The 21,186-nt window shown below is 49.1% G+C and carries 22 protein-coding genes; 3 read left to right on the forward strand and 19 right to left on the reverse strand.

Going from position 1 to position 21,186, the window contains the following annotated elements:
* Positions 1-78: 78 nt before the first annotated feature.
* The 11 genes from EV294_RS22045 to coxB all read right to left on the reverse strand — a co-directional run bounded on the left by EV294_RS22045 (position 79) and on the right by coxB (position 10,053).
* Positions 79-1,392, reverse strand: a complete 1,314-nt coding sequence (locus tag EV294_RS22045) for an ABC transporter permease (RefSeq protein ID WP_132310740.1) — start codon at positions 1,390-1,392, stop codon at positions 79-81.
* Complete coding sequence (locus tag EV294_RS22050; protein ID WP_132310742.1) at positions 1,385-2,290, reverse strand: ABC transporter ATP-binding protein; 906 nt, start codon at positions 2,288-2,290, stop codon at positions 1,385-1,387. Before EV294_RS22050 ends, EV294_RS22045 begins: the two co-directional genes overlap by 8 nt.
* A gap of 117 nt (positions 2,291-2,407) precedes the next feature.
* Complete coding sequence (locus EV294_RS22055; protein WP_132310744.1) at positions 2,408-3,316, reverse strand: ABC transporter ATP-binding protein; 909 nt, start codon at positions 3,314-3,316, stop codon at positions 2,408-2,410.
* On the reverse strand, positions 3,313-3,708 hold the full coding sequence (locus EV294_RS22060; RefSeq protein WP_132310746.1) for a GntR family transcriptional regulator: 396 nt from the start codon (positions 3,706-3,708) through the stop codon (positions 3,313-3,315). The genes EV294_RS22055 and EV294_RS22060 overlap by 4 nt, the downstream gene beginning before the upstream one ends.
* Positions 3,709-3,727: 19 nt before the next feature.
* Entirely contained in the window at positions 3,728-4,453 is a 726-nt protein-coding gene (locus EV294_RS22065) for a hypothetical protein (RefSeq protein WP_132310748.1), read from the reverse strand.
* 153 nt (positions 4,454-4,606) lie between these two features.
* The gene (locus EV294_RS22070) at positions 4,607-5,071 is read right to left on the reverse strand and encodes a DUF420 domain-containing protein (RefSeq protein ID WP_132310750.1); all 465 of its coding nucleotides are present in this window, start codon (positions 5,069-5,071) and stop codon (positions 4,607-4,609) included.
* Between the two features lie 72 nt (positions 5,072-5,143).
* The gene (gene ctaG, locus EV294_RS22075; protein WP_132310752.1) at positions 5,144-6,073 is read right to left on the reverse strand and encodes a cytochrome c oxidase assembly factor CtaG; all 930 of its coding nucleotides are present in this window, start codon (positions 6,071-6,073) and stop codon (positions 5,144-5,146) included.
* A gap of 86 nt (positions 6,074-6,159) precedes the next feature.
* Positions 6,160-6,477, reverse strand: a complete 318-nt coding sequence (locus EV294_RS22080; RefSeq protein WP_015846850.1) for a cytochrome C oxidase subunit IV family protein — start codon at positions 6,475-6,477, stop codon at positions 6,160-6,162.
* A gap of 3 nt (positions 6,478-6,480) precedes the next feature.
* Complete coding sequence (locus tag EV294_RS22085) at positions 6,481-7,098, reverse strand: cytochrome c oxidase subunit 3 (RefSeq protein WP_132310754.1); 618 nt, start codon at positions 7,096-7,098, stop codon at positions 6,481-6,483.
* Entirely contained in the window at positions 7,095-8,939 is a 1,845-nt protein-coding gene (gene ctaD, locus EV294_RS22090) for a cytochrome c oxidase subunit I (RefSeq protein ID WP_132310957.1), read from the reverse strand. The genes EV294_RS22085 and ctaD overlap by 4 nt, the downstream gene beginning before the upstream one ends.
* Positions 8,940-9,006: 67 nt before the next feature.
* Positions 9,007-10,053 carry a cytochrome c oxidase subunit II gene (coxB, locus tag EV294_RS22095; RefSeq protein WP_015846853.1) on the reverse strand — a complete coding sequence of 349 codons (1,047 nt, stop codon included), beginning with the start codon at positions 10,051-10,053 and terminating at the stop codon, positions 9,007-9,009.
* 371 nt (positions 10,054-10,424) lie between these two features.
* Here coxB and EV294_RS22100 point away from each other — a divergent pair, with 371 nt between their 5' ends.
* Positions 10,425-11,174: a hypothetical protein gene (locus tag EV294_RS22100; RefSeq protein WP_132310756.1), complete on the forward strand. Its 750-nt coding sequence runs from the start codon at positions 10,425-10,427 to the stop codon at positions 11,172-11,174.
* A 43-nt stretch (positions 11,175-11,217) separates the two neighbouring features.
* Here EV294_RS22100 and EV294_RS22105 read toward each other — a convergent pair whose 3' ends face one another.
* Positions 11,218-12,372, reverse strand: coding sequence for an MFS transporter (locus tag EV294_RS22105; protein ID WP_132310758.1), 1,155 nt, complete (start codon positions 12,370-12,372; stop codon positions 11,218-11,220).
* A 77-nt stretch (positions 12,373-12,449) separates the two neighbouring features.
* The gene (locus tag EV294_RS22110) at positions 12,450-13,424 is read right to left on the reverse strand and encodes an aldo/keto reductase family protein (RefSeq protein ID WP_132310760.1); all 975 of its coding nucleotides are present in this window, start codon (positions 13,422-13,424) and stop codon (positions 12,450-12,452) included.
* Positions 13,425-13,577: 153 nt separating this feature from the next.
* On the opposite strand from EV294_RS22110, the gene EV294_RS22115 reads away from it, so the two are divergent.
* Positions 13,578-13,916 (forward strand): winged helix-turn-helix transcriptional regulator, encoded by a 339-nt coding sequence (locus EV294_RS22115; protein WP_015846857.1) that lies wholly within the window; start codon positions 13,578-13,580, stop codon positions 13,914-13,916.
* 436 nt (positions 13,917-14,352) lie between these two features.
* Here the strand turns inward: EV294_RS22115 and EV294_RS22120 are convergent, their stop codons facing one another.
* The 4 genes from EV294_RS22120 to EV294_RS22135 are packed head-to-tail and all read right to left on the reverse strand — an operon-like array spanning position 14,353 to position 18,624.
* A complete protein-coding gene (locus EV294_RS22120; RefSeq protein ID WP_132310762.1) occupies positions 14,353-15,657 on the reverse strand; it encodes a GerAB/ArcD/ProY family transporter in 1,305 nt (434 codons plus the stop codon).
* A 1-nt stretch (position 15,658) separates the two neighbouring features.
* Positions 15,659-15,892, reverse strand: a complete 234-nt coding sequence (locus EV294_RS22125) for a hypothetical protein (RefSeq protein WP_132310764.1) — start codon at positions 15,890-15,892, stop codon at positions 15,659-15,661.
* A complete protein-coding gene (locus EV294_RS22130) occupies positions 15,893-17,068 on the reverse strand; it encodes a Ger(x)C family spore germination protein (RefSeq protein ID WP_132310766.1) in 1,176 nt (391 codons plus the stop codon).
* Between the two features lie 26 nt (positions 17,069-17,094).
* Positions 17,095-18,624 carry a spore germination protein gene (locus tag EV294_RS22135; RefSeq protein ID WP_132310768.1) on the reverse strand — a complete coding sequence of 510 codons (1,530 nt, stop codon included), beginning with the start codon at positions 18,622-18,624 and terminating at the stop codon, positions 17,095-17,097.
* A gap of 130 nt (positions 18,625-18,754) precedes the next feature.
* On the opposite strand from EV294_RS22135, the gene EV294_RS30405 reads away from it, so the two are divergent.
* Entirely contained in the window at positions 18,755-18,898 is a 144-nt protein-coding gene (locus EV294_RS30405) for a DUF6254 family protein (protein WP_164775478.1), read from the forward strand.
* Between the two features lie 389 nt (positions 18,899-19,287).
* Here EV294_RS30405 and EV294_RS22140 read toward each other — a convergent pair whose 3' ends face one another.
* Positions 19,288-20,190, reverse strand: coding sequence for a carbohydrate ABC transporter permease (locus EV294_RS22140; RefSeq protein ID WP_127495370.1), 903 nt, complete (start codon positions 20,188-20,190; stop codon positions 19,288-19,290).
* A 16-nt stretch (positions 20,191-20,206) separates the two neighbouring features.
* Positions 20,207-21,169, reverse strand: a complete 963-nt coding sequence (locus EV294_RS22145) for an ABC transporter permease (RefSeq protein WP_127495371.1) — start codon at positions 21,167-21,169, stop codon at positions 20,207-20,209.
* Positions 21,170-21,186: the final 17 nt, after the last annotated feature.

Consider the following 21,186-nt stretch of genomic DNA (forward strand, 5'->3'; position numbering starts at 1 on the left):
GTTACTCGGACCGAAAATAGCGCAAAAAAATCAGACTGCATAAATGAACAGTCTGACAAATGTGTATTTTTAAGCATGCTATACCTTATAAGCTCGCATCGCTTTCCGCAGCTCTTTCCAGCTTGGACGCTTACCGTAAAGCAAGACGCCGGTACGGTAGATCTTCGCTGACAGCCAGCCTGCTCCATAAATGCTTACGAGCAGGATCGCGATGGAGACAATAACCTGCCAGATTGGCGGGTTGGCGAGACCAACGCGAAGCAGCATGACGAACGGCGAGAAGAATGGGATAAACGAAGTGACTTTTACAAGCGTCGTATCCGGGCTGGAAATGCTGAACGTGGTAATGTAGAAGCCAGCAAGCGACAGCATGGTAATGGGCATAACCGCTTGGCCCAGATCCTCGGTACGGCTGACAATGGACCCAACGGCTGCGAACAAAGTCGCGTACAACAGGAAGCCCATCACATAGAACAGCAAGCCATATACCAGAAGCAACGGATCTACCTTCGTCAAATCGATATCGTATTGCATAAACGCCGAGTTGTTATGCGGCAGGTTGATGTTGATAATGACAACAACCAAGTAAGCTACAATTTGCGTTAGGCCAACTACAAACATCCCGAAGATTTTGCCAAACATTTGTTTTAGAGGCGATACGCTGGTGACGATGATCTCCATTACGCGCGAGCTTTTCTCCGCCGTAATTTCCGAGGCAATCATCTGGCCGGAGACCATAATACCGAAGAAAAGCAGCAGCAGCAGGAAAGTAACAAAGCCCATATCTACGCCTTGCTGAGATTCGGTCTTGCCATTGCCTGCTCCGCCTGCGCCATCGCTTGCCGCAATCTGCATCGTATTAATAACGACTGGATTTAGCAGCATGGATCTTTGCTGTTCCGTTAATCCGCTGTCCTTGAGGACAATGTCGGTTTTTACGATTTGAATGCCTTGCTCCAGCGCCTGCGACGTTTTCTCGTCCATCAGCTTCTCGGATTTATAGGTTACCGTCGGCAAGCCCGTTTCGTTGACCGGACCGAATAATAGATAGCCTTTAATTTTCTTGTTCGCTACGGCATCTTTCAACGTCTTTTCGTTTTGCTCCGTCGAGCCTGTATCCGGGTACTCAATCAGCTTGATTGCCGGCTTCTCCTGGCTTGCGTACATTTGGCGCAGCTGCTCCGCGATTTTGGTCCCTTCCACAGCACGCGCATCGATGGCATAACCGATGTTGGCTGCTTTATCGCTGTTTTTATCGAACAAAGAAATGATATAAGGCAGGTTCGAACCGACACATAAAATGACGACAAAGATCAGCGTAGTAATTAGAAAGGATTTGCCCTTAAACTTGTTCTTCATCGTAAAGCCTGCTACCGTCCAGAAACTATTCATGCAGATCACCGCCTACCGCTTTAATAAAGATTTCGTTTAATGTCGGCTCCATAATCTCGAATTTATGAATGGTCGTCTGCTCAAGAGCATGGCGCAAAATATTTGCCGCCGCGCTTTCCTCCGCAATCCCAACTACGTAGCCGTATTCATGCTTCTGTACACCGGTTACCCCGCTCAGCCCTTCAAGGCCTGTAACATTGCCTTCCGTGCGCAGGACTACCTTTTCCCGCGGATAACGTTTCTTGATGTCTCTTAAGCTGCCTTCCAGCACCGGATTCGACCGATGAAGAATCGTAATGTTGCGGCATAGCTCTTCGACATGCTCCATCCGGTGCGTCGAGAACAGCATGGAGGTACCCGAGTCCCTCAATTCCTTAACCGTAGACTTCAATAATTCCACGTTAACCGGGTCAAGACCGCTGAATGCTTCGTCCAAAATAACGATACGCGGTCGATGTATAACCGAAGCGATAAATTGGATTTTCTGCTGATTGCCTTTGGACAGCTCCTCGACTCTTTTGCCGTAGTATTCGGGGACCTCGAACCGGTCCAGCCAACGCTTAAGGTTGGCATCCGCGTCCTTCTTGTTCATTCCGCGCAGCTGCGCCAAGTAGATCAGCTGATCGCTTACCTTTACGCGCGGATATAGTCCGCGTTCTTCCGGCAAGTAACCCAGCATTTTTAGCTGTTCCTGCGTGTACGGCTGGCCGTTATACAAAATCCTGCCCTCGTCCGGGTAGATCAGCCCCAGCACCATCCGCATCGTGGTTGTTTTGCCGGCGCCGTTGGCTCCCAGCAAGCCGTAAATTTCCCCTTCTTCCACCTCGAAGCTGATTCCGTTAACCGCTGTCTTCTCCCCATACTGCTTATGCACCCGATCTACTATCAATGGCTTCATTTTCTGTTCCTCCTAAAAAGAATGATCACACAAACAACCAGGTCTAGTTGTTCGTGATGATTCTTACTTCGAAAGCATAGGCTTAAAGAATGATCACACTTCGGATTCTCTAATTAACTATGACCGGAGCCGCGTCCGTTCCTGCTCGACCAATATAGCCAAAATATCGTCCAGCTGCAGCGCCTGCCGGTGCGTAATCGTAATGCCCTCTTGTCCGCACCATTCCTCAGCATCAGGAGCCATGCGTGTAATAACGCGGAGCATGCCTCCGCCTGCTTCCTCAATCCCGCAATTTCCCGGCATGACTTGCACCCGCTTGCGGCTAACCTGCTCCCCATGCACGTAAAAAGCATGCCAGCTGCCGAACAGCTCATCCTTCTCGTATACGCCAAGCACGCGCCCATGTATCATAAATACGATATAATCGGCTAGACGCTTCACTTCTTCAACGATATGGGAAGCCATCAGAATCGTACGGTCGCCAGGCTCCATATAACGGTGAAGAACCTCAATCATGGTCCTCCAGGCTAACGGATCAAGTCCCGACGAAGGCTCATCAAGCAGAAGAAGCTCCGGGTGATGGGACAGGATTAAAGCGAATTCATACTTGCGCCTCATCCCCTTCGACATTTTGCCTAGCTTGATGCTGTCATCCACCTCAAATAACCGAAGCAGCTCCTGATAGCGGTTCACATCCCATTCGGGATACCACTTCTTCACGAATTCCGTCTTGGAAGAAGCCTTCAGCCTATCATCATGCGGGGAAAATAACTCCGGCAAAAAACCGACTCTCGCCTTCGTCTGCCAGTCATCAGCCTCGGCAATGTTTTTCCCCAGAAGCTTGATCTCCCCTTTTTGGGGCTTTATCAAATCCAGAATAAGCTTGAAGGTCGAGCTTTTTCCGGAGCCGTTCGGCCCTACAATGGCCGTCACATAACCTTTGGGTACTTCCAGCTGAATAGGTCCCAGTTGAAAATGCGTCCGCCGCAGCTCTACTTCCGTCAAACTTACTGCATGGTCGGTCATCTTTCACCCTCCAATTTTCGATCCAGCACTTCCTGGAATAGCTTTGTTAGTTCTTCCCTGGTGCATTGCACTAGCTTTCCGGCTTCCACCGCCGCCTCGAGCGCTTCCGTAACCGCGTCCAGACGGAAGCGGTCCATCGCATTCTGCTCGATCCGGGCTACATAGGTTCCGGTTCCTTGCTTTGTCCGGAGAAGCCCTTCATTCTCCAAATCCTGATAGACCCGGCGCACCGTAATGACACTGCATTTGAGCAGCTGCGCCAGCTCCCTGATGGAGGGCAATAAAGCTCCTTCCTCCAGCTGCCCGCTTACGATTAGCGCTCTTAGCTGTACTTCAATCTGATAATAGAGCGGTTCCGCGCTTTGTTCGTTAATATGAATTGGCAGCCACACAGTCTCACCTTCTTCCAAATCAGGAGCTTACCGAAATCTTTTTCGTATAGTGACGATTCTTAAGCCGCTTTTTGATAATCATATAGCCCAAGTACATGGTAATTGCACACACGAAGAATGCGGCCGCCGTATACCACCAATGTCCCTTCTCCAGTCCGTCCAGTAGGCCAAGAACGATACCTGCTTTGAAAAAACCAAGCACCGCGCAAATCGCCACATAGACGACAACGCTGATATAACAGAACATCGCATAAGCTTTTCCCGTATGCCCGATTTCAAAGTACACGTACAAAACGGCCATCGATAAAGCATAGAAATACCAGAACAATGCGAACAACAGATAAGCTCCGACAGATAATTGGTCTTGCAGGCGGCCAACCAGTATATACTGCGTAGTGAAAAATAACGTCAGCACCAATGCCAGCACGATAACCAGCTGCAGCATTCTTCCGATGACAAGATGGGAGAGAGGAATCGGCAGCGTTCGCCATTCTGCCAGCTTGCCGGTGAAGGTATCCTCCCGCCAGAAGCGCATGGTTGTCTTATTCATCACAAAGGCCAGGCTTGGAAAAGTAACAATAAAGATCATATCCAGCACCCAGGACATAACGCTCTCCGTATCGTTATAGACCGCCATCGTAATTAAAGCCAGATATAGACTGAATAAAAAGGTAAACAGAATTCCCATCCAATCCCGCGTAAGCTCATGCTTGGCAATATGCCAGGCTCCTTGCCGTAAATTCAAATGCCCCTCTCCTTCCGAAGCACAGTCATTATACTGTGTATATCCATATACACAGTATATACACAGTAAGGCTATAGAGTCAACAGATTTTACCATTTTTAAATAAAAAAAGAGAGTATGCCTCATGCTCTCTGAGACATACTCACTCATCTACTACCAACCAAAAATCGCATCAATAACCGGCTTGGTATGACCGCCCGGATACATCATATAGAGAAGGATATACACGGCAACGCCTGTAATCGCCGTAAAGAACCAAATAACCGAAGTAACTTTTCCCCACTTCCTGTGCTTTGCGTATTTCTCCCTGAAGCCCAGCACCAGCGTTGTTATGCCAAATACGGCTGCAACCGTTGCAAGAACGATGTGGAACAACAAGAAGGTTAAGTAATAAGGCTTCAAGCTATCCGGTCCACCCCACTCCGTATTGCCGACAAGAACGGTACGGGACGAATAGATAATGAAGAAGATAAGCGCCGCAATAGCCGCGGCAATCATGACTTTCTTATGTTGATCGAGCTTCCGCTTAATAGCCAGATTCCAGCCGATCGCGACCAGAATCGCGCTTATTACGATAAAGCTCGTGCTGATCGTAGGAAAAATTGTGTACTTGTCCAATGCTATCCCACCTAAAAAAGATTCTTGCTTCTTACAATTTAAAAATGAGCACGCCACATACTATCCGCTCTATTATACCGTGCCTTTGTTCATATTGGACAGATCAATCGGCGTTTCATTTGTCGCATTTGTTACATCATCGTCCTTATGCTCGCGTTTGAACCAATGGAAGAAAATATAAGCCAGAATAACGCCGTACATGAACTCTTGCAGCAGCTTCATAACGATACCGCCAAGCTGCTGATCCTCTTCCGGGCTCGACAAAATATTAAAGAACTGCGGGCCATCGAACAAGACAAGCAATTGAGATGGATTATTGACGCAATACCCCATTGCTTTTACCCAGACAGTGGGATCGCTATAAACGGCATACATCGGATCCTTAGCGAAAATAATAAAAGCACAAGCCGGCGTCAACAACACGCCGTTTGCAAATACATAAGCCATCTTTTTCAGATCTGTCAATCGATTCCATTCCGGAACCGGATTCGCGATCTGTGCCCACATCAACATGGCAGCAACAAGCAGGATGAAATAAACAAGGCGGTGCAGCCAGAAATGGGTCATGACATAATCGTTTAGAAGCGGTACATGATACAGTGAGAATAGCATATTAAACGTTAGAATTGCTGCAATCGGATGCGTCATAAAGCGCAGCTTCTTCCAGCCTTGGGCAGCGAGCATTCTCTGCCAGATAAAAGCGGGTACCGAGAGCAGCAGCATAGGCGGCACAATCAAATAAGAGACGGACATGTCTATCATATGGAACGTAAACATCATGTGGCCCAGCAAGCTGAATGGGCCTCCCTGCACAAGGTAGAACATGACCGCTGCGCTCACGAACATGATTTTCTGCCAGACTGTTGCCTTATCCGCGTGCGGTGCATGCTTCTCCCGCCATGGTCCAATCAAATAGAAGTAGAGTATCACAACGGCGATCATGAAGAACAGAAACCATGGGGTCCACAACTCTTCAAAGCTGAAATATTGTAAGCCAAGCATCGATGGCAGCTCCTTTCAAATATCTGCAAAAAAGGAGGGCCCGTAACTGTGTTGGGGACCCTCCTCTTTTCAATTATGCAATAATGTTACCACCAAGCCCAATATTCTGCCATGATGACACATGTGAATACAACGAATACGCCAAACAGGATACCGATTATCGCGAACGTATGGCCGCGATCCTTCATATGCATCCAGAACGCCATCTGTACAAATACTTGCAAGATTGCGCAGCCGATAAGAATGATGTAGATGAAGTCGGTGTTAATCTCACCGCCGGCGACTGCCGCAAAAGCGATCAGTGTCAACAAGATCGAGAAAATAAAGGCAACGATGTGTTTCTTAGGTCCTTCAACCTTATGACGAACCGGACGTTGTTCCTCCGTGGTATGATTGCTTGCCATGGATTAGCCCACCTTTCCCATCAGGTAAACGACGGTGAAGATAAATACCCAGACAACGTCGATAAAGTGCCAATAGATTCCGGCCACGTATGCTTTTGGAGCAGTTGTAACCGTCAGGCCTTTCTTCAGCAATTGTCCGATCAGAAGCGAGATCCACACGATACCAAACGCTACGTGAGCGCCGTGGAAGCCAACCAATGTATAGAAGGAGGAGCTGAATGCGCTCGTTGTAAATCCATGTCCTTCATGAACGTAATTCGTGAACTCGTAAATCTCCAGGCCAAGGAAGCCAAGACCGAGAATTACCGTAATGACCAGCCACCAGACCATTGCCTTTACCTTATGCAGGTGAAGAGCTTGCGTTGCGAATACGCTCGTCAGCGAGGAAGTCAGGAGCAAAGCCGTTGCAAGCGCAACGAGCGGAAGCTCGAACAGCTCTTGCGATTTCGGACCGTCGAGCACCTGGTCGCGGAGAGCAAGGAACGCCGAGAAGAGCGTTCCGAACAATACCGTTTCCGCGCCAAGGAATAACCAGAAACCAAGAATCTTATTGCGACCCTCGAGGGTTGCTTTTTCAGGCTCATGAGGCAATTGGCCTTCAGTATGGGAATGTGCACTCATGCTTTAACCCCCTTATCTTGCAATTCTTCTGGTTCGATATGGAAGCCGTGATCATCGATCAGGGAACGGATAATCATACAAGTAAATGTAATGATTAGACCGATACCGCCTACCACAAATCCTGCTTCAATACCTGCGATTTTACCCCATTCGCCATGCGAGTACATGAGACCGAGACCCGTAATAAACAAGCCGATCGCCATAAATAATGGCAGAATGGACGGGGATGGCATATGGATCGAGCCGATTGGTTCGGCCGGCGTCATTTCTTTATGACCATCCATTTTTTCTTTCCAGTATGCATCGTAACCGCGAACAAGCGGCGTTTGCTTGAAGTTGTATTCCGGAGCCGGCGAAGGAATCGTCCACTCCAGCGTACGGCCGTCTTCCCAAGGATCGTTTGCTGCATTTTTAGGCTTGAACGCCGTAATGACAACATTCAGAAGGAAGAAAATCGTACCCAGACCCATCAGCATGGCGCCGATCGTACTGATCAAGTTCAATTCGTTAAAGCCAAGGCCGTCCAGGTAAGTCCAGATCCGGCGCGGCATACCCATCAGACCAAGGAAATGCTGCACGAAGAACGTCAGATGGAAGCCGATAAAGAAGGTCCAGAACGTCAGCTTAGCCAAGCCTTCATTCAGCATGCGGCCGAACATCTTAGGCCACCAGTAATGAAGACCCGCAAAGAGGCCCAATACTAGACCGCCAACGATAACGTAGTGGAAATGCGCTACGACGAAGTAGGAGTCGTGGTACTGGAAGTCGGCAGGAGCCGCTGCCAGCATGACACCGGTCACACCGCCCATTACGAACGTTGGGATAAATCCTACGGCAAACAGGTTTGCTGCCGTGAATTTAATGGAACCGCCCCACAGCGTGAACAGCCAGTTAAAGATTTTGATACCTGTCGGTACCGCGATCAGCATCGTTGCGATGGAGAACAAGCCGTTCGCAACCGGTCCAAGACCTGTCGTGAACATATGATGCGCCCATACCATGAAGCCCAAGAAACCAATCAGAATCGTAGCGAAGACCATCGAGCTGTAGCCAAACAACCGTTTACGCGAGAACGTGCTGACAACCTCGGATATAACGCCGAATGCCGGCAGGATCAGGATATAAACCTCAGGATGCCCGAAGATCCAGAAAATATGCTCCCAGAGAACGGCATTGCCGCCGCCGGAAGGATCAAAGAAGTTAGCGTCAAATACGCGGTCGAACATGAGGGCCGCAAGGCCAACTGTCAGTGCAGGGAAAGCGAACAGGATCAGCGCCGAAGTAATGAATACAGACCATGTAAACATCGGCATGCGCATGAACGTCATTCCCGGAGCGCGCATATTAATAATCGTTACCAAGAAGTTGATACCGCCGACCAGTGTACCGATACCCGCAATCTGCAAGCCGAGTACGTAGTAGTCAAAACCATGGTCGCCGTTAAAGGTACTGCCCGAAAGCGGTGCATAAGCTGTCCAGCCGCCGTCCGGAGCTGCGCCGGTAAACCAGCTGACATTCAGCAGGACTGCGCCAAAGAAGAACGTCCAGAAACCAATTGCGTTTACGAACGGGTACGCAACGTCGCGTGCGCCAATCTGCAGCGGCACAATCGCGTTCATCAATGCGAAGATGACGGGCATCGCTGCAAGGAAGATCATTGTAGTACCGTGCATCGTAAGCAGCTCGTTATATGTATCCGCACTAACGAAATCGTTAAGCGGTTTCCACAGCTGAACCCGAATGAGAAGTGCTTCCAACCCGCCGACCAGGAAGAAAAAACCGCCGGCGATTAAATACAAAATACCGATTTTTTTGTGGTCAACCGTTGTCAGCCAGTCCATCAGGCCGGAATAACGTTTAACCGCATGTCCATGAGCCAAGGTAGGTACCTCCTTTAATCACCGATGATTATTGTTGATAGTCGAGAGTCAATTCCGATAAATATTTAGAAATTCCGTCAAGCTCTTGTTGAGTAAGGTCAACCTTAGGCATCAGCGTGCCAGGTTTTACAGCCGACGGATCTTCAATCCAGCGATGCAGGTTGTCGTAAGTCGAACCTTCGTTGGAATATTTCGGATCATCAGTGTTAACGAGAATACCACCGACAGTTTCACGGCTGCCGATACCAGTCAGGTTAGGGAATGCCGGACCGCCTTGATCGCCTACAGCGTGGCAAGTCAGACATTTGCTGACAAATGCTTCTTTAATAGCCGGGTCGCTTGGAAGCGCAACCGGAGCTTGCAATGCAGCAGTCCAACGGTCAAACGAAGCCTCGTCCACCGATTTTACTTTAAAGTCCATCAAGCCGTGCGAAGGTCCGCAAAGCTCGGCGCATTTACCTAAGTAAACGCCTTCTTTCGGAGCTGAGAAGTACATAATATTAACGTTAGCTCCAGGGTTAGCATCGATTTTACCGGCAAGAGACGGAATCCAGAACGAGTGAAGAACGTCTGCTGATTTCGCTTCGATAGAGATCGTCTTGCCTTTAGGAATGACTAATTCCTGTGCAGTCTTGATTCCGAGTTCGGGATACTCGAATTCCCACCAATATTGGTGAGCGGTTACAACAACCTTAACCGCCTCCGGATCTTTTGTGTGATCCTTTGAGAGGTTAAATACCGATTGGATAGTTGGTACGCCCAGGATGATCAGCAGGATGATCGGAATGACCGTCCAGATAATCTCCAGCTTATGGTTACCTTCCACTTGTTTCGGAATGGTGTTGTCACCGGGACGTCTGCGGAAACGAATAATTACATAGAAAGAAATCGCAAACACGACCACAATCACGATGAGCATGATTGAAATCGCCAGCTTCATCAGTCCGAACTGCTCTTCCGCTACAGGACCTTGGGGCCTCAGCGTGGACAAGTCACTTCGTCCGCATGCCGACAGCACGAGCACCATCAAGGCCAGAAGCGGTGCAAGCTTTCTAAAAAACTGCCACCGATTCATCAATAATCAACCCCACTTTTGACGTTTTCGCAGATGCTAACATCTCAGTAATAATGCGGCAAACTGCGTGTTTCACAGATGTTATGACAACTACTGGAACTAAATCACTTAATTAAATATAAAGTTGCTGTACTTATTTGTCAATGTTCCACAGAGAGTTCACAAATTGTTCTCAAAGCTGTCAAAAACTCAGGTTTTTCACGGTTTCGCGGCTTTGACAAAGTGAATGTAAACATGCTTTGCACACACGGTTTCCCTACCCTACATTGTGCACCAAACCCATGGTCAATTATGTATGGCGGCCAAAGTGTATATTTCATCGTTCCCTACAAACCCTAATCCTATAACTGCCCGAATGGAGGCTGATTCCCTTGAACAGACGAGTATCCGGATTATTGATGATTTCTTGTTTATTGATAAGCATGACTGCAGCCTGCGGTTACGAAAAGAACATCCAAAGCAGCGATCACGATTACGGAAGCCGGAAAACCGGTGACGCCAAAATGCTTGGGGGCAAAATGTACGGCACTTCTTCCGCCAACAATCCCCGCCAGCATGACAATGCCTTTTTCGAATACAGCAACAAGCTCTCTAATGAAGTATCCAAGCTTGGCGGAGTTGGCTCGGCCATCGTTATGCTCACCGACAAAAATGCTTATGTAGGCCTTGCTCTCGATTGGTCGGCAGTTGGCACCAAGAGTGCCGGGCATACCGACGAGCAGGACCGCAGCGGTTCCAGCGAAGGCGTGTACAATCACGACACTGGCAGTCAACGCTGGGATAACCGTCATCTGGTAACGCCGTATAATTCCCTTTTCACGGTTAATGATCACAGCATGCTGTCCGAGGAGCTGAAGCAGACCGTAGCCGTAAAGATCAGGGAGCTTGCTCCGGCTGTCCAGGAGGTGCACATCTCGGCCAACATGGATTTTGTGAATGAGCTTAATGAATACGCGAAAGAAGCATGGATGAATCATTCCCTTACTCCATGGCTGCAGGACTTCAACACCCTGGTGAAATACCAGTTTGCGGGCGGTGAGATTATGCCGCAGAAGATTAAGGATTACGATAATATGCGCGCCAAACAAAAAAACGGAGAATCCATCATTCCGACCCATTAATGAATTTCCAAAAAAATCTCTTCTATTATATATGCAAAAAGGATCAGGTTGCCCTGATCCTTTTCATTTGATTGACATTCCGCTGGATAAGCAGGCCGCAGCAAGCCCCGATGAACGACAAAGCCGACATGCAAGCGTATAGAGCGGGTCCTCCTATCCAGTCAAAAAGCCATCCTCCCACCGTCGAGGATATGATGCTTGATATCCCGAACAGCAGCATCGCGAGTATGGTTTGCCCGGTTGCTTTCCATTGTTCCGGAATCAAGGTGTACAAATATTGAATGGATGCCGCATAAAACAAGACGAACGAAACGCCTTGCAGCAGCTGCAGCCACACAATGGCAACCGGATTATCCAGCCAGGCCGACAATGCAAAGCGCAGCACATAGAACAACGCCGCTATGGAGATGACCTGCAATTCCTTGCCCGGTTTGATGAACCGGTTAATGAGAGCGAAGAATACCACCTCCGCCAGCGTCATAATGAACCAGGCCAATCCAACCATGCCTACCCCTCCGCCAAGACTTTGCACATACAAACCGACGTAGCTGTCATTCATCCGGTGCGGAATGGCGATCAGAAGCACAAGCAGCAGAAATTGCACCGTGCGCTTGTCCTTTAAGAATGGCCTCATGTCCCGCCAAGCTACCGGCTTACCGGCTGCAGGCGTTTCGGGCAGCATGGCGCAGAGCAAAAAGGCAAGAGCGCCATAGGCGGCAAACAAGTACATAAAGCTGCTCATCCCGTACCGGTCACCGATAAACCCTATTATATAGGAAGCGACAGCATACCCAAGCGCGCCATACATCCTGACGGTACCAAAACCAATCCCCGCCTGTTCCGCCAAGCGGTAATTCATGCTCTCCGTTAACGGGTCAGCCGGCATCAGGAAGAAATACATCGCAGCCGTGAGCGCAAACGCTGCCGGCATAAGCGATATGGAGAACAAGGCCATCCCAAGTCCAATTGAAGCAATGAGCAGGATCAAGAGCACAACCTTCACCGTTTTGTATTTATCGCTGATCATTCCCCATAACGGCTGGGAGACGACTCCGATGATGCTGCCCGTCCCGAGAATAACCCCGATCTCGGATGCCGAAATCCCCTTCTCCGCAAAGTATAACGGCAGGAACGACAGAAACATGGCAAACATCGAAAAATAGAAGAAATTGTAACCCCTAAGCAATACAATCCTCATAACTGATCTTTCGTCCCTTCATTAAAACCTGAACCCATCATACCTTATTTTAATGAAGGAATACATTCGAAATCCGATTAACGAAGCGGAGCAAACCCTTTTATCTCGGCGAGAATTTCGTCAGCGCGGGCAAGAACTTCTTCCGACAGAACAAGTTCCGTAGCCCCCAGGTTCTCTTCGATTTGCGACGGCCGGCTTGAGCCGATGATTGCGGAACTAACTCCCGGCTGGCGCAGCACCCAGGCCAAGGCAAACTGCGATAATGTACCGCCGATCTCGCCCGCCAGCTGCTCCAGCTTTTGAACGCAGGCCAATACATCCTCCCGCATGTAGCTGTTGATGACGAAGTTCGTTCGGTCGTTTGCCGCCCGGCTGCCTGAAGGGGCAGCTTGTCCCGGCTTGTATTTCCCCGTCAATACGCCCTGCGCCAAAGGGGAGAACACGACCTGCCCGAGGCCCTCCCTCTCGCTTACCGGCAGCACTTCCTTCTCGATATAACGCTCAATCATATTATAGATCGGCTGATTCGACACCAGCGGGCGAAGACCAAGACGCTTCCCGATTCCAACCGCATCGGTAATTTGCGCGCCCGTCCACTCGCTGATGCCCGCATAAAGCACCTTGCCGGAAGCAACCAGATCGTCCAATGCACGAAGCGTCTCTTCCACCGGTGTCTCCGGGTCGTAGCGGTGGCATTGGTACAGATCAATATAATCCGTGCCTAGACGCTTTAAGCTCGCATCGCATTGCTCCAGGATATGCTTGCGCGAAAGACCGCGGTCGTTTGGACCCGCATCCATCGGGAAATACACTTTGGTTGCCAGCACGTAGCTGCTGCGCCGGAATTCCTTCAGCGCTTCCCCCATTACCTTTTCGGCTTCTCCCCGGTTATAGGCGTTTGCCGTATCAAAGAAGTTAATCCCGTTCTCATACGCATACCGGATACATTCTCTTGCCGTATCCTTCTCCGTTGCGTCGCCATATGTAAGCCAGCTACCAAGTCCAATCTCGCTAACCTTTAATCCGCTGCTGCCGAGTCTTCTGTATTTCATCCTTTGACTCCTCCTCGCCCAATCTCTATCAAGGCTAAGTGTAAGCCAGGCCGTATTCTTTTTAAAGTAGTGAATGTTTTTTTAATTTATTATTTCTATTATATATACTATACTAGAAGTAACTTTGGCTCGTTAAGAAAGAAAGGAGCTTTAATGATCATGAACGCGAATAATTATATTCCGAAGGAACCGGAAACGATTGAATGCAATATCGAGAAAACGCTGGACGTCATAGGCGGCAAATGGGCATTTCTCGTGATCAGAGAGCTATTCTGCGGCACGAAAAGATTCGGAGAGCTTCAGCGTCTGATACCGGCGGTAAGCCCTCGGGCACTGACCAGTACGCTTCGCCACCTGGAGGAAAAAGGCGTGCTCGAACGGCATGTATTCCCGACCGTCCCCGTTACGGTTGAATATACGCTTACGCCAAAAGGCGAAGACCTGCATGCGATTTTGAAGCAAATGAAGCTGTGGGCAGCCAAGTGGACCTAACAGTTTCTTACTTTCCCTTGCTTTTTCTGGCGATTGATTGTATACTATAAAAGTTGTGTTATATTTAACCCCTGTATATCCCTCCAAAAAACAGAAAAATTCATGATTTCCTCGAATTTCGATTTTTCTTTTTCTGTTAATTCCAATCCTTACGTACAGTAAGAACTTTGATTCACACTGGCGCGGTCTAGGAGCCGCAAGGACGGAAGAGAGGCAGGGCTTTCGTTGTTTTAAAGTATGCTTACAAGCTGCTTTGTCCGTTACACAAAGCAACCCAGAGTATGCGCAAGATGATCATCTCACATAAATCTTGTTGCAATTAACAAGGGATATGAACCACGCGGTCAGCCTAATGCTGCATGAAATACAAACCGCCGAGGTTAAATATAAGGTACACAAGCCAACGGCACCCGCTTAAGGGTGCCGTTATCCATTTCTAGCTGTTTTTTCCCCTTGCTTCAATTCCTTTGCCGTACTCCTTGAAGCTCATAAAGACGCATAATACAAGGAAGCAGATAAACAAGGTGGAACCTATATCGCCATAAATTCCCCGCATATTGCCAACCATCGTACCCCCAACCACGGAGGCGATCGCCCCGACCAGCGTCAGCCATACCCCTATTCCGTAGCCGGATATTCTCAGATCGGGCGGCATGCTTTTTTTCTTCCGAATGGCAAGTCCAATAAATAAGCTTCCGAGGAACAGGATCTGCACGCCAAACGATAAAGGCAGCATGCCGAAAGCGTAAAACAACGACACCTCATCCGTATTATCAAAAGAAATGGCCGCCAGGATAGTAATCACGATCCCCATCGGCAAATTGATGAAATCGAATTTCTTTTTCTTCGTGTAGGACGCAATCCCTGTCAGAATGGCTATGTACAGCGCAGCGTATTTGATCAACAGAACAGGCACGTATAGCGAAATAAGGAACAGGTCGATTCTGTCCAGGAAGTCCGTAATGTGAATCTGCTGCACCAGGATCCAGCCGATGTAGAGCACCCTTGAGGATAGAATCGGACTGACCACGCTAACGACGCAAAACAGCCAGATCGTTAGCATCATAGCGGAGTAAATGACGCCCATTTTCATCGCGATATAAATATCGCGAGGCTTCCTTACATGATGCAGGAAGGACCCGAATATAATCAAATCCGTGAAGGAGCCTAAGGCAAGCAGCCCCCCTTTTAACGGCTGGGCTACGCCGCCGCTTAGAAAGGGCTTCAGCTTCTGCATATCAATCTCGTTTAGGAGCAGCAGCGGCGTAAGGGCAAACAGGGAAAGAAATAACGTAATAAACACCACGTTCGTCCGGAATAAATGCTCCATGGAGCCTCCAGCATAGTAGGACAACAGAAGCATCGTCATGAGCAAAATGTAGATTTGCGGCGTCCGCAGCAAAATGGAAGAGCTGAAAAAGTCGCTGTATATGCGCAGCTGACTAATCAAATCCAGCATTAGATACGCGATTAGTATACCGTTCAGCAGCCCGCCAAGCCATTTGCCGCAGGAATACTGCATCATTTCGTACATGTTTTTTTCCGGATTGAAGCGCATCAGCCTCCACAGTAAATAGCCCATAAAGATACCGTACGGAATCGGAAATAAATAAGCATACCAGGCATCCTGCTCGGAAGCCATCGTAAGGGCCGTAGGCATCGTATTCATATTGGAAGCAATCAGCAATGATCCTACAAGCATTGACATCTGCATGGTCGTAACTTTCATCCGGTCCTGCATTCTAGACCCCCTGCCCCCTCATTAGAACATAAATGCCCATAACCATGGCCCGCATAAAGGTGATGTTCATGATGGAGTATATTTTTTGATTGACGCAAAAAACGATTAATACGGCGATGATCCCCACTACCGCAAAAAACATTGCCTTGCTTGATCCGTCTTTCATGTTTTTCCACTTCACAATCCCCGTACCAATCACAAGAACGATCGCAAAGACAATAAACCCTAAATCCATCTATTGATCCTTCCTTCCCAGATTTTCGCTGGTCATCCCAAATCTGTACAGGTTTGCCGCTGCGGTCACTTCGAATTTAACGGTAGGGAAAACCGCATCCCAATCATTCCGGTATTGCTTCGTCCATAGTTGAGGATAAGCACGGTATACGTGAAGTCCAAACCCTACGGCATCGCAATTGGCACGTTGCATGCTATCCAGTGCGAGATTTATATTTTCTATCACACGTTTGATCACTAGTTGCTCGATCTGCTTACGCTGCTCGTAATCGTCGTAATTCCGATTCAAATTTCGATCCTCGTTAACGCTGACCTTCACTTTCGAATGAATACGGAAGGTGAGATTGTTGTTCTGGATCACCGGTTTGATTCTGACCTGGGCCTCGTTAATGGAGACGGTAAGGTAATTGCCCTGGTCGCTAAAGGTCTCATCGTATTTGCGGAACTGTTTATTGAGCAGCCGCAAGCCGATAGCCGTCCTATCTTTTGCTACTCCGGTCATTTTCCCGTTATTTGTTAGCGCAAAGCCTTCAATAAGAACATCCTCTGCCTCAGAGCCTTTAACCTTTGTCTTCAGTTTCTCTACATAAGGAAAAAAAGCATCCTCCCCGACTGCGATGATTTTGCTGATAATGTCCTTAACGGAAATCCTCACGCTAGCCTCGGATTGAAGCAGCTCCCTCATCGATTCCGCAGAGAAGCGTTCAAGACGCGTGTCGGCATTCAGCACATCAAGCGCTTTGCCTTTCGTTATTGCTATAAAGGCGGTTAACCGATTTTCCGGCGTACGGGTCAAGGCATCGATAACCGTTTTTACACCCTCCGTCTTTGCGAGGTCTTCGCCAATGATAATAACGCGCCGATGACCGAAGAACAGATGTCTTGGAAGACGGAATTGGAGCTTCGAGACCGCTTCGCGAACCGTTTTGCCCGTCTCGGTCTTGATGGCGAACGGCTTCTGCCCGCCGGAGCCGCCTCCGCCGCCCATGCTTCCCATATTTCCGGGAAGCGGAATAAGTACGCTCACACGGAAACTATCGTCTTCTTTATCGATGGCGCTCGCCAGCACAAAAGCGACGTCATTGATTTCGCGGCGATCCCAGCAGCCCGTAAGCATAAGGAGCATGCCTATACATAGGCTTATGGAAACCACACGCCATACTCGGATTATTTTCATACGGTTATAGGATACTCCTCTCCTGCTTATTCAGGCTGCGGACGCTGACGTTGAAGATTATCGGGAGTCAAGTATTTCGGACGCCTTCTCATCTTCCACCATGGCGCGCGAACCATGACATCTTTCATATCGCTCAGTTCAACCGGCGTTACGGGGGCCAGATACGGAATGCCAAATGTCGTAAGCTTCGCCAAGTGACCAACCACAACCATTGCCGCGATCATAATGCCAAGCAGGCCAAAGACCGAGGCGAGCAGCATGATCGGAAACCGAAGCATCCGGATAGCGATTGCCGCATTGTAACGAGGCAAGGTAAAGGATGCGATGCCTGTCATCGAGACGACGATAACCATTGCCGCCGACACGATGCCGGCCTGAACCGCCGCCTGACCTACTACAAGCGCTCCCAGGATACTGACGGCCTGGCCGACTATACGCGGCAGCCGAACGCCCGCTTCCCGAAGCGCCTCGAAGGCGATCTCCATAATAAGCGCCTCTACGACGGCGGGGAAAGGAATCGCTTCGCGCGAGGCAGCGATGCTAAGCAGCAGGTTAGTCGGAATCATCTCCGGATGATAGGTAGAAACCGCGATATACAATGCCGGGGAAAACAAAGCGACAAACAGGCTGAACAATCTTAGCCAGCGCAATAGGGTACCGACCATAAACCGTTCATAATAATCCTCGCTTGCCTGCAGCCACTGCCAAAAGCCAAACGGAGCGATTAAGGCGAAAGGCGTGCCGTCCACAAGGATGGCAACCCGTCCTTCCAGAAGCGATGCGGCCACCGTATCCGGTCGTTCCGTTGTCTGTACCTGGGGAAACGGAGAGAAGCCCTGATCCTGGATGAACTCCTCGATATATCCGCTCTCCAGAACGCCGTCGATATGAATTCGGTTTAAGCGGTCTTCCACTTCCTGCAGCAGCTTGGGATTTGCGATTCCCGCCATGTAGGTCAGGATCACATTCGTATTCGTCTCGGTTCCGATGACGAAGGACTTCATCTTCAGCCGCGGCGACTTGATCTTGCTTCGTACAAGCGACGTATTGGTACGAAGATGCTCGTTAAAGCCTTCGCGGGGGCCGCGAACCACGGTTTCCGTCTCGGGCTCGGCTACACTGCGGCGGATGCCGCCTCTCAGGCCAAGACAGACGGCTGTATCCTGCCCTTCAACGAACAGAACGCTGTCGCCCGACAACAGGTTTGTGAGCAGCTCCTTGTAGAACTTGATCTTGGAAGCTTGGGCTACCGGAAGGGTCTGCTCGGTAATCTGATCAACGGTAAATTCGTCGCCCTCAAGGATCATAAGCGCCTTCATCGCAGCATCGACGGCGCTGGTCGTTACCATCCCGTCAACATAGCACAGGAGCGCCTTGGGACCATTCTCGATCTCGAAGTCGCGCATGACGATATCGGAGCTGTCCTTGAAGAGCTCCTCCATGATTTTGCCGTTCGCTTCTATCGTTGGCCGTATTGGCACATCCTCAAATTTGTTAATTGCATGATGATCCAATTTTCCTTCGGGCAAGCTTCTGGTCTTTGTTTTCGTTGGCACTGTTGTGTCACCACCGTTCATTAATACAGGTTATCATTACCTAAATCGCCTAAATTATGATGAGCGTTCTCTTCTGCATGATTCGGTGCCCAAAACGCCAACCTATTGCTTAGGAAGGGAGGGACTAACCATGACATCGCCAAAAAACCGCCGCGAGAACGCGTGGAAGCAGCGTAAGCACACGCAGCATCCAACGCATGGCAAAGTGAAATCATTCGATGAGTTGAGCAAGGAAGTTGGACGGACTAATCCTAATGACGTAGAGATTTATTAAGGTGAGCTTGCTGCGCTTGGCTGCAGCTTAGCTTAGCTTAACTTAGCTTAGAGTAATTTAAGATGGGCAGCCGCTGCGCGGAAATAACGTCCTTCCGATCGCTGTTGCCCCCGAATTGCTTCGATTATAATCTGCTTATTGCGGATGAAATTCTGGGGCAAAAGGCGAATGTTTCACTTCTCCAGTACGTTATTTCCGCTTCGCTCCCTCACCTTTTCTTTTTGGGACCGTTTCGGCAGTCAGCTTACCCTGACTGCCGAATTTACATACCGCTCAGCAGGTTGGTAACTGAGCTTAGCATTTCGAATGCGCAATCGGCTCTTTAACCACGACAAAAAAGACCATCCTTATAGGGCATTGCCCCTTAGGATGGTCTTTTTGTCGTGCGACTATTCTTTTACGCCGCCGAGCTGCATGCCGACAACGAAGTATTTTTGCAGGAACGGATAGACAACGAGAATCGGCAAGGATGCGACGATTGTAATGGCAGCACGGATCGACAGTGGAGTAACCATAGCTTTTGCCGCGCTGGCATCGCCGCCGTTTTGCAGAGCCGGATTGCTGTTGGAGTTCATAGCCGATGAGAGCAGCTTCATCAGCTCGTATTGAAGCGTGCTAAGCTCCTGCTTCGAAGAGGTGAACAGGAACGTATCGAACCAGGAGTTCCATTGTCCTACCGCTACGAACAATGCGACTGTAGCAAGCACCGGTTGGCATAACGGGAGAATGACCTGCAAGAAAATGCGGAAATCTCCCGCCCCGTCTACTTTTGCCGATTCGATCAGGCTCTCCGACAACGTTCCGATATAGGTACGGATGACGATCATGTTAAAGGCACTTACCAGGCCAGGAACGATGTAAACCAGGAAGTTATTGAGCAGGTGAAGGTCCTTGACCAAGAAGTAATACGGAATCAGACCCGCGTTAAAGTACATCGTCATCACGATAATAATCGTTATAGGCTTGCGGAAAGCATATTCCTTCCGGCTTACCGTATAAGCAAGCATCGTCGTAAGGAACAAGCTGAGCACGGTTGCCAGTACGGTACGCGCGATCGAGATAAAGAAGGCATTAAACACGGTTCCCGTTACAAATACCGCTTTGTAATTCTGAAGCGTCCATTCCCGCGGCCAGACGTAAATACCGCCCCGAATCGTATCAAGCCCCGCATTAAAGGATACGGCTAGCGTATTCAAGAAGGGGTAGAGCGTAACTACGGCCAGCAATATCATGATGATGGCATTGACTGTACCAAAAATCGCCGGCTCAAGCTGAAGTGTTCTTTTTCTCATTGTAATCCCCTCCTTATCAAATAAGCCTTTCTTCGCCGAATCGCTTCGCTATCGTATTGGCGGCGTAGATAAGCGTGATGCTGACAACCGTCTTGAATATACCCGCTGCGGTTGCAAGCGAATAGTTGCCCTGCTTGAGTCCGTATTTCAGTACGAATATATCTATGGTCTCCGACCAATCGACTACAACGCCATTGCCAAGCAAATATTGCACTTCAAAGCCAGCTTCCAGAATCCAGCCCAGGTTCATGATGAGCAAAATAATAACGATGGACTTGATGCCTGGCAGCGTTATATACCACATCTTATGGTAACGGTTAGCCCCGTCAATCTCCGCCGCCTCATACAGGGATGGATCAATCGAGGTAATCGCCGCCAGATAGATGATTGCATTCCAACCGACTTCTTTCCATACATGCGATGCGCCAACAATGCCCCAGAAATATTTAGGCTCGCTAAGCCACATGATAGGCTCGTGAATAATTCCAAGCTTCATCAATACTTCATTGACGATACCGCCATCCACGGACAGCGAAGTTGCAACAATTCCAGTTACGATAATCCACGATAGAAAATGCGGCAAATACGAAATCGTCTGAATCGAACGCTTAAACAGCTTGTTCTTCACTTCGTTTAACAGAATCGCGAAAACAATGGCCGTTACGAAGCCTAATACCATGTTAATGGCACTCATGCCAATCGTATTACGCAAAACGCGCAAGAAACTGTCATCGGTAAACAAGAATTTAAACTGCTTTAAGCCAACCCACTCTTGCTCGCCAAAAGATTTTGCCGGCTTGTAATTCTGGAAAGCCATTGTCCAGCCCCAAATCGGGTAATACGAGAAGAGCATGACATAAATGAGTACGGGCAGCGACATCCACATAAGCTGACCCTGGTTTTTGAACCGCTTGGATTTGCGGGTCTTCTTAGGCTGGATAGCAGCCTCTACAGCTATAGTATCTACGGGTTTCGCCATCTCTCTTCCTTCCTCCG

This window comes from Paenibacillus sp. BK033, assembly GCF_004345425.1.
Classification (GTDB): Bacteria; Bacillota; Bacilli; order Paenibacillales; family Paenibacillaceae; genus Pristimantibacillus.